Below are 8,018 nucleotides of genomic sequence, written 5' to 3' on the forward strand. Positions count from 1 at the left end.
GACAGCGAGATGACATCACATGCGAACACCACGCCGATTCCGCCCGGTATCGAGGTGCCGGGCGAGGTCCGGACCCGGTTGGGCACGTTGCGGTTCTTCGACGGGTTCCCCGACGATGCGACGACCCGGACGCTGTTCGACAACCTGGACTTCCAGCGGGCGGTGCAGGCGTACCTGCTGGGGCTGGCCCCGGTGGCCGTGGCGGCGATGCGCCGGGCGCTGGTGCAGTGGGGGCCGGCGAACTCCACGCTGGTGATGTGGGAGGACCTGGTCCACCCGCGCTTCATTGGGCTGGTGTACAACACGAGCACCTCGTACAACTACGCCTGGCTCGACCTGCACGACGGGCCCGTCGTCGTCGAGGTGCCCCCGAAGGTGTACGGCGCCGCGATCGACTCCTGGTGCCGGTGGGTGATCGACGTCGGCATCACAGGACCCGACCAGGGCCAGGGCGGCCGCTTCCTGTTCGTGCCCCCGGGCTACGACGGCGAGGCCCCGGACGGCGATTTCGTGGTGCGGTCACGCACCTACGGCGTCTGGGTGGGCTGGCGGGGCTTCCGGGACGAGCGCGGCGACCCGCAGCCGGCGGTGGAGATGATCAAGAACCGCACCCGGATCTACCCGATCGCCCAAGCCGACGACCCGTCCCCGACGCGATTCGTCAACGTCTCGCCCGAGCCGATGTGCGCGGTCGCCCCGGCCGACCACCGCTTCTGGGAGCTTCTCGACGAGGTGGTGCAGTCCGAGCCGCCGGAGTCGGCCGACCCGCTCACCCTGGGGATGTTCGCGTCGGTCGGGATCCGGCAGGACAGGCCGTTCGACCCCGACGAGCGGATGCGCGCGATCCTCGCCGAAGCGGCCATGGTCGGGGACGCGACTGCTCGTGCCCTGACCTACCGGTTCCGTCAGCAGGGGGCGTATTTCTACCCCGGCAGCGCATGGCGCTCCGGCTTCCTCGGCGGCTACTCCTGCACGGAAGACGGGGTTCTGCTGCTCGATTCCGCCGCCCAGCTCTACTTCGTGTACGGCAGCACAAGCCCGGCATGGGATCAGAAGATGGTCGGGACCGGGTCGCAGTACGCCAACGTCTTCGTCGATGCCACCGGCGCGCCGTTCGACGGCGGCCGCACCTACCGGCTGCACGTGCCCCCGAACGTACCGGTGAACAACTTCTGGTCGATCCTGGTCTACGACACCCAGACCCGTTCGATGCTGCAGACCGATCAGCAGTGGCCGTCGGTGACCAGCCAGGACGCGGACGTGACCACCAATGAGGACGGCTCCGTCGACGTCTGTTTCGGACCCGAACCGCCCGCCGAGGGCCACAGCTGGGTCCAGACCCTGCCCGGCAAGGGCTGGTTCGCGATGTTCCGCCTCTATGGGCCGCTGGAACCATGGTTCGACAAGACCTGGAGGCTCCCGGACATCGAACCGGTCGGGTAACCCTAGCCGAGGTGCTTGAGGTGCTCCGTGAGCATATCGGGAAGGTGATGTCCTTCACTGAGGAGCCTGCGGCCGAGGAATGCCAGGTCAGCATCGGAAAGTGGGACGCCTCATTCTGACCGCTGGACGCGCGAGTACCGCCCTTCGCAACCCTCTTCCCTGATAGCCCATCCGCTTGCAGCCTGGACGTTTACGGCGTCGGCGAGACGGCTCCCGGGGACGACTCCCAGGAATGGTCCTGTAACGGCCGGTGTCACTTCGTGATAGTCCTAGCGAACCACTTGGTCCGCTCCAATACGAGGGCAGGCCTCCACCGAATGGACGAAGGCATGACACAGCCGCCCCCATACCCTCATCCCGACCAGCCACCTACAGGGGCGCAACAGCCGTATGGGACGGCATCGCAAGGCTATGGGTACCCTCAACAGCCTTACGGCTATCCCGGTAATCCTGGAACTGTGCCAGGTTACGGAGCCTTTCAGGTCCCGCCTTCGCAGCCGGGGAAGCGGAAGAAGTCGAAATGGCCTTGGGCTGTGCTGGCATGCCTTGTGGTTTTCATCCTCAGCGTCCAGTCGTGCAGTGGAGGTGACTCCACCTTGAGCTCCAGCCGATCCTCAGTCGTGGATAGCGGCGCGATGACCACACAGCCGGAGGACCCCGCCAAGCTCGATCCGGTCTCCTATCAGGAAATCTCGGAGCGGGACTTTGCTCTGCTGGTGAAAGACCCGGATGCTTTTAGGGGACGGAAGATCGTCGTCTACGGCCGGGTGACCCAGTTCGACTCAGCCACCGGCACCGACCGCTTCCGAGCCGACACCGCCGCCGTCCTGCAGGACAGCCCGTACGACTACGACCAGAACACCGCCCTCGAGGCCGACCAATCCGCGTTGGTGGCCAACGTGGTCGAGGACGACATCGTCAAGATGTACGTCGAGGTGGACGGGTCGTACTCTTACGACACCCAGATCGGGGGCCGCACCACCGTGCCGAAGTTCACCGTAAACATCATTGAGCTATTGCCGACCGGCCCATCCTCCACACCGCGCATGACCAACCCCGTTCCCTCCTCGACGGTCAGCGCACCCCGCACGGCGGCACAACTGCCGACTGTTCCCGGTACCGACGCGCAGGGATTCATCGGTGTTCCGGGGGGACGCTGCAACTACACCAACCTGGCGGTACTCATCGGTCGTACCCCGCAGTCGCTGGTCGTCATCTGCGAGACCGGGGTCGGTCGGCTGTACTACAAGGGGGTACGGCTCAGCGACGGGGCCCCCATCGAGATCGACGATCCGGTCCGCACCGAACTCGGGTACGTCGTGACAAACGACGGCGTGCAGTACTGGATCGACCGGGACGCACTCATCATCACCCGAGGAGGTACGCAACTGGCCGACGAACCGATGCTGCAGTACTGGGCACGCTGAAGGCGAAGACGCGGTGGCCGCGGGGTTTCGAGCGACGAAAGGGGGAGTTTGGCGGCAACGGCCGGCGGTGAGGGACCCATTCCCCATCGTCGCCCTGGCCGGCGCCAAGCTGGATCTGTGTCGACAGCGCATCCAGCAGCACACCCGCGGGCACCGGGGCCGATCGGGGGATCCGCTCTACGGCGTCCGCCGCACCGCCCGCACCCGGCAGGAGTTGCTCAGCGACCGGAAACGCCGACGTCTCGAGGCGTGGTCGTCGACGATCGGCACCGGCCGTTCGCGGTCACGTGGCGGGTCTACCAGGACGTCATCGACGCCTACGCCGACCACGACCGTCGGCGTGGCAGGACGGAACTGACCCGGGTGATCGACACGATCCGCTCCGGTCTCCCGGACGGTCTCGATGAACTCGCTCAGCTCGGGCGCACGCTGCATCGGCGCAGGGCCGATGTGCTGGCGTACTTTGAGTACCGGGCCTCGAACGGGCCGACCGAGGCGATCAACGGCCGGCTCGAAGGGCTACGTCGGCACGCTCTCGGATTCCGCAACCTTCTCCATTATCGGATCCGGTCGTTGCTGCACTGCGGCAACCTCACCCACGCGATCGATGCACTCCAAGTCCGGAAGAGCCCGAAATGCCCAGTTCTGGGCGGTCTTCTTCCGCAATCTATGTGCACTCGCTGTCGCCTGGACGTTGGCGGACCTGGACGCACTGGGTGAGGTGCAGGTGGCGGCCGCGTCGGACTTCCGGGATTGGGGGACGACGTGAGCGCGGCGGTTGGCGTGGGCGAATCTGTCGACGATGGCCCAGGGCGCGTCCCGGCTGCTCGATGCAGCGATCGCGGACGCGAGGCCGCGGGCGGTCGCGTCCCTCACCAACCGCGCTCGCGCCACTCGTGGAGATGCGGACGCTCGGCGCCCAGGGTGGTGTCCTTGCCGTGGCCGGGGTAGATCACCGTGTCGTCACCGAAGCGGCCGAAGATCTTGGTGTCGACGTCGTCGTACAGCGAGGTGAACTTCTCGGCGTCCGCGGTCTTGCCCAGGCCGCCGGGGAAGAGGGAGTCACCGGTGAAGATGTGGTGCCGTCCGGTGCCGGCCTCGGTGAGGACCAGCGCGATCGAGCCGGGGGTGTGCCCGGACAGGTGGATCACCTCGAGACCGAGCTCGCCGACGGCGACGGTGTCGCCTTCCATGAGCAACCGATCGGGCGTGACCGGGAGCTGCTCGGCGTCGAGCGGGTGCGCCGCCGTGGGAACCCCGGTCGACGCCGCGACCGCCTCGAGGCCCTGCCAGTGGTCCCAGTGCTGGTGGGTCGTGACGATCAGCTCGAGTTTCGGGGCGTGCTCGGCGAGGAACCGGGTCAGCAACTCCGGCTCGTTCGCTGCATCGAGGAACACAGATCTGCCGGTGGCGGAATCCGTGACCAGGTACGTGTTGTTGTCCATGGGTCCGACGGACAGCTTGACGATGGTCGCGCCGGGCACGGTGCGGCGCTGCGCGGGACCGCCGGGGGTGACCTCGCCGGTGTAGTCGTCGTCGATGACCAAGGGCTGCTGCGACATGTGAGGCACGTTACCGCCGAGGCCCGTCGCCCGCGTGCGCGGCGGTCGGGAACCGGAACGTGTCGGTGGGCGCGCCTACCATGGTCCAGGGCCGAGTTGCGCGACGTGACGTCGGTGAATCGAGATGCGACCGGATCCGACCGTCCAGGGGATCCGACGAGGAGGGACGTGGCGTGGCGGATCGCCTGATCGTGCGTGGCGCGCGGGAGCACAACCTGCGGGGGATCGACCTGGACCTGCCGCGTGACAGCCTGATCGTCTTCACCGGCCTGTCCGGGTCGGGCAAGTCGAGCCTGGCGTTCGACACGATCTTCGCCGAGGGGCAGCGCCGTTACGTCGAGTCGCTGTCCGCCTACGCACGCCAGTTCCTCGGCCAGATGGACAAACCCGACGTCGACTTCATCGAGGGCCTGTCGCCGGCGGTGTCCATCGACCAGAAGTCCACCAACCGGAACCCGCGCTCGACGGTGGGCACCATCACCGAGGTCTACGACTATCTGCGCCTGCTCTACGCCCGCGCAGGCACGGCGCACTGCCCGCAGTGCGGGGAGCAGATCGCCCGGCAGACGCCGCAGCAGATCGTCGACCAGGTCCTCGACATGGAGCAGGGCACCCGGTTCCAGGTGCTCGCCCCGGTCGTGCGCACCCGCAAGGGGGAATTCGTCGACCTGTTCGAGCAGCTGACCGTGCAGGGGTACGCCCGCGTGCGGGTCGACGGAGTGGTCTATCCCCTCACCGATCCGCCGAAGCTGAAGAAGCAGGAGAAACACGACATCGAGGTGGTCGTCGACCGCCTCGCGGTCAAGGCGAGCGCCAAGCAGCGGCTCACCGATTCGATCGAGACCGCGCTGCGCCTGGCGGAGGGCATCGTCGTCCTCGACTTCGTGGACCGGGACGAGAACGCCGCCGACCGCGAGCGTCGCTTCTCCGAGACGCTCGCCTGCCCGAACGGGCACCCCCTGTCCATCGACGAACTCGAACCCCGGTCCTTCTCGTTCAACTCCCCGTATGGCGCCTGCCCCGAATGCACCGGCCTCGGCATCCGCAAGGAGGTCGACCCGGAGCTCGTCGTGCCGGACCCGGAACTCAGCCTCGAGGACGGTGCGATCGCGCCCTGGTCGATGGGGCAGACCTCCGAGTACTTCACCCGGCTGCTGTCCGGGCTCGCCGACATCATGGGCTTCGAGATGTCCACCCCGTGGAACAAGCTGCCGGCCAAGGCCCGCAAGGCCATCCTCGAGGGCAGCCCGGAACAGGTCCACGTCCGCTACAAGAACCGGTACGGCCGGACACGGTCGTATTACGCCGAGTTCGAGGGCGTGATGCCGTTCCTGCACCGCCGGCTCGAACAGACCGAGTCCGAGCAGATGAAGGAACGCTACGACGGGTACATGCGGGAGATCCCGTGCCCCACGTGCGAGGGCGCGCGGCTGCGTCCGGAGATCCTCGCGGTGACGATCGCCGCGGGCGAGCACGGACACAAGTCCATCGCCGAGGTCTCCGACCTGTCCATCGCCGAGTGCGCCGAGTTCCTGAACGCCCTGACCCTCGGGGCGCGGGAGGAGGCCATCGCAGGGCAGGTGCTCAAGGAGATCCAGGCGCGTCTCGGGTTCCTGCTCGACGTGGGACTCGAATACCTCACCCTGTCCCGCGCGGCCGGCACCCTGTCCGGCGGGGAGGCACAGCGCATCCGCCTCGCCACCCAGATCGGCTCGGGCCTGGTCGGTGTCCTGTACGTCCTGGACGAGCCGTCCATCGGCCTGCACCAGCGCGACAACCGCCGGCTCATCGAAACCCTCACGCGGCTGCGTGATCTCGGCAACACCCTGATCGTCGTCGAGCACGACGAGGACACCATCCGCGCGTCCGACTGGGTCGTCGACATCGGGCCGTACGCCGGCGAGCACGGCGGTCGCGTCGTGCACACCGGCCCCTACAAGGAACTGCTCGAGTGCACCGAGTCGCTCACCGGCGCGTACCTGTCCGGACGTCAGCGGATCGAGGTGCCGGAGCAGCGCCGGCCGGTGGACCGCAAGCGTCAGGTCACCGTCGTCGGCGCCCGCGAGAACAACCTGCGCGGCATCGACGTGGCCTTCCCGCTCGGCGTGCTCACCTCCATCACCGGTGTCTCCGGATCCGGCAAGTCGACCCTGGTCAACGACATTCTCGCGACGGTCATGGCCAACAAGCTCAACGGCGCGCGGCAGGTGCCCGGCCGGCACACCCGCGTCAACGGGCTCGACCAGCTCGACAAGCTCGTGCAGGTGGACCAGTCGCCGATCGGCCGTACCCCGCGGTCGAATCCGGCCACCTACACGGGCGTGTTCGACAAGATTCGCACCCTGTTCGCCGCGACCACCGAGGCGAAGGTGCGCGGCTATCAGCCGGGCCGGTTCTCGTTCAACGTCAAGGGCGGCCGATGCGAGGCCTGCTCGGGTGACGGCACGCTCAAGATCGAGATGAACTTCCTGCCCGACGTGTACGTGCCGTGCGAGGTGTGCCACGGGGCCCGCTACAACCGCGAGACCCTCGAGGTGCACTACAAGGGCAAGACCATCGCCGAGGTGCTGGACATGCCCATCGAGGAGGCCGCCGAGTTCTTCGAGCCGGTCACCTCGATCCACCGCTACCTGCGCACCCTTGTCGACGTCGGCCTCGGATACGTGCGCCTGGGCCAGCCGGCCCCGACGCTCTCGGGGGGCGAGGCGCAGCGCGTCAAGCTCGCCGCGGAGCTGCAGAAGCGGTCGACGGGCCGCACCGTGTACGTGCTGGACGAGCCGACCACCGGTCTGCACTTCGAGGACATCCGCAAGCTGCTCGGCGTGATCAACGGGCTCGTCGACAAGGGCAACACGGTGATCGTGATCGAACACAATCTCGACGTGATCAAGACGGCGGACTGGATCATCGACATGGGCCCCGAAGGGGGCTCCGGCGGCGGCACCGTCGTCGCGCAGGGCACGCCCGAGGACGTCGCGGCGGTCGAGGGCAGCTACACCGGCACGTTCCTGCGCGAGGCGCTCGCCGAGTCCGTCGCCCAGGAGCCCGCGCCCGCCCGCAAGCCGGCGCGCAAGCGCGCGCCGCGGAAGGTGGCGGCCGCGAGCTGACCTCGGCGCCGACGCGCCGCGGACCGCGAAGGGGGATGGGGTGGCACGGACGTTCTCCGGTGGTCGTGTCCGCGGGATCGTCGCCGCGCTCGTGACGGCGATGCTGCTCACGGCCGGGGTTGCGGCGGCCCGGCCCGCAGGCAGCGAGGCGGACCCGCCGGGCACCGTCGTCCGGGTCGATCCGTTGCCGCGGCAGTGGTGGCTGCCGGGTGCGTCCGCCGCGTCGGTGCTCACCTACCGCACCACCGGACCGCGCGGGGTGCCGGCCCTGAGCACCGGCGCGGTCTTCGTGCCGTCGGGCGCCGCGCCCACCGGCGGCTGGCCGGTGGTGTCGTGGGGACACGGCGCGGTCGGAATCGCGGACCGGTGCGCCCCCACCGTCGACGGCCGCATCGACAACGGATACCTGGCGCACTGGCTCGCCCAGGGATACGCGGTCGTCGCCACCGACTACCCCGGTCTCGGCAGCCCCGGCCTCC

Annotated in this window: 5 protein-coding genes and 2 pseudogenes; 6 read left to right on the forward strand and 1 reads right to left on the reverse strand. The window is 68.3% G+C overall.

What is annotated here, in order from left to right; genetic code table 11:
* Positions 1-9: 9 nt before the first annotated feature.
* From AIIKEEIJ_RS14945 to AIIKEEIJ_RS34325, 4 genes and pseudogenes are all read left to right on the forward strand, one after another.
* A complete protein-coding gene (locus tag AIIKEEIJ_RS14945; RefSeq protein ID WP_029543908.1) occupies positions 10-1,443 on the forward strand; it encodes a DUF1254 domain-containing protein in 1,434 nt (477 codons plus the stop codon).
* Positions 1,444-2,078: 635 nt separating this feature from the next.
* A complete protein-coding gene (locus AIIKEEIJ_RS14950; RefSeq protein WP_051359191.1) occupies positions 2,079-2,870 on the forward strand; it encodes a hypothetical protein in 792 nt (263 codons plus the stop codon).
* 67 nt (positions 2,871-2,937) lie between these two features.
* Positions 2,938-3,228 carry a transposase gene (locus AIIKEEIJ_RS34320; RefSeq protein WP_202917061.1) on the forward strand — a complete coding sequence of 97 codons (291 nt, stop codon included), beginning with the start codon at positions 2,938-2,940 and terminating at the stop codon, positions 3,226-3,228.
* A pseudogene (locus AIIKEEIJ_RS34325) lies at positions 3,189-3,458 on the forward strand (transposase); the annotation flags it as partial. The gene AIIKEEIJ_RS34320 and the pseudogene AIIKEEIJ_RS34325, both read left to right, overlap by 40 nt.
* 284 nt (positions 3,459-3,742) lie before the next feature.
* Here AIIKEEIJ_RS34325 and AIIKEEIJ_RS14960 read toward each other — a convergent pair.
* Positions 3,743-4,432, reverse strand: coding sequence for an MBL fold metallo-hydrolase (locus AIIKEEIJ_RS14960; protein ID WP_029543903.1), 690 nt, complete (start codon positions 4,430-4,432; stop codon positions 3,743-3,745).
* A gap of 173 nt (positions 4,433-4,605) precedes the next feature.
* Between AIIKEEIJ_RS14960 and uvrA the strand changes: the two genes are divergently transcribed.
* Positions 4,606-7,539, forward strand: a complete 2,934-nt coding sequence (gene uvrA, locus AIIKEEIJ_RS14965; RefSeq protein ID WP_006936517.1) for an excinuclease ABC subunit UvrA — start codon at positions 4,606-4,608, stop codon at positions 7,537-7,539.
* Between the two features lie 40 nt (positions 7,540-7,579).
* Positions 7,580-8,018 (forward strand): annotated as a pseudogene (locus AIIKEEIJ_RS14970) (lipase); the annotation flags it as partial.

Source organism: Rhodococcus sp. YH1, assembly GCF_009939605.1.
In the GTDB taxonomy this organism is placed as follows: domain Bacteria; phylum Actinomycetota; class Actinomycetes; order Mycobacteriales; family Mycobacteriaceae; genus Rhodococcus; species Rhodococcus aetherivorans.

Excerpts from the sequence above, each read along its gene's own strand:
- AIIKEEIJ_RS14945 (WP_029543908.1), top strand. The coding sequence starts at position 10 with ATGACATCACATGCGAACACCACGCCGATTCCGCCCGGTATCGAGGTG.
- AIIKEEIJ_RS14950 (WP_051359191.1), top strand. The coding sequence starts at position 2,079 with ATGACCACACAGCCGGAGGACCCCGCCAAGCTCGATCCGGTCTCCTAT.
- AIIKEEIJ_RS14960 (WP_029543903.1), bottom strand. The coding sequence starts at position 4,432 with ATGTCGCAGCAGCCCTTGGTCATCGACGACGACTACACCGGCGAGGTC.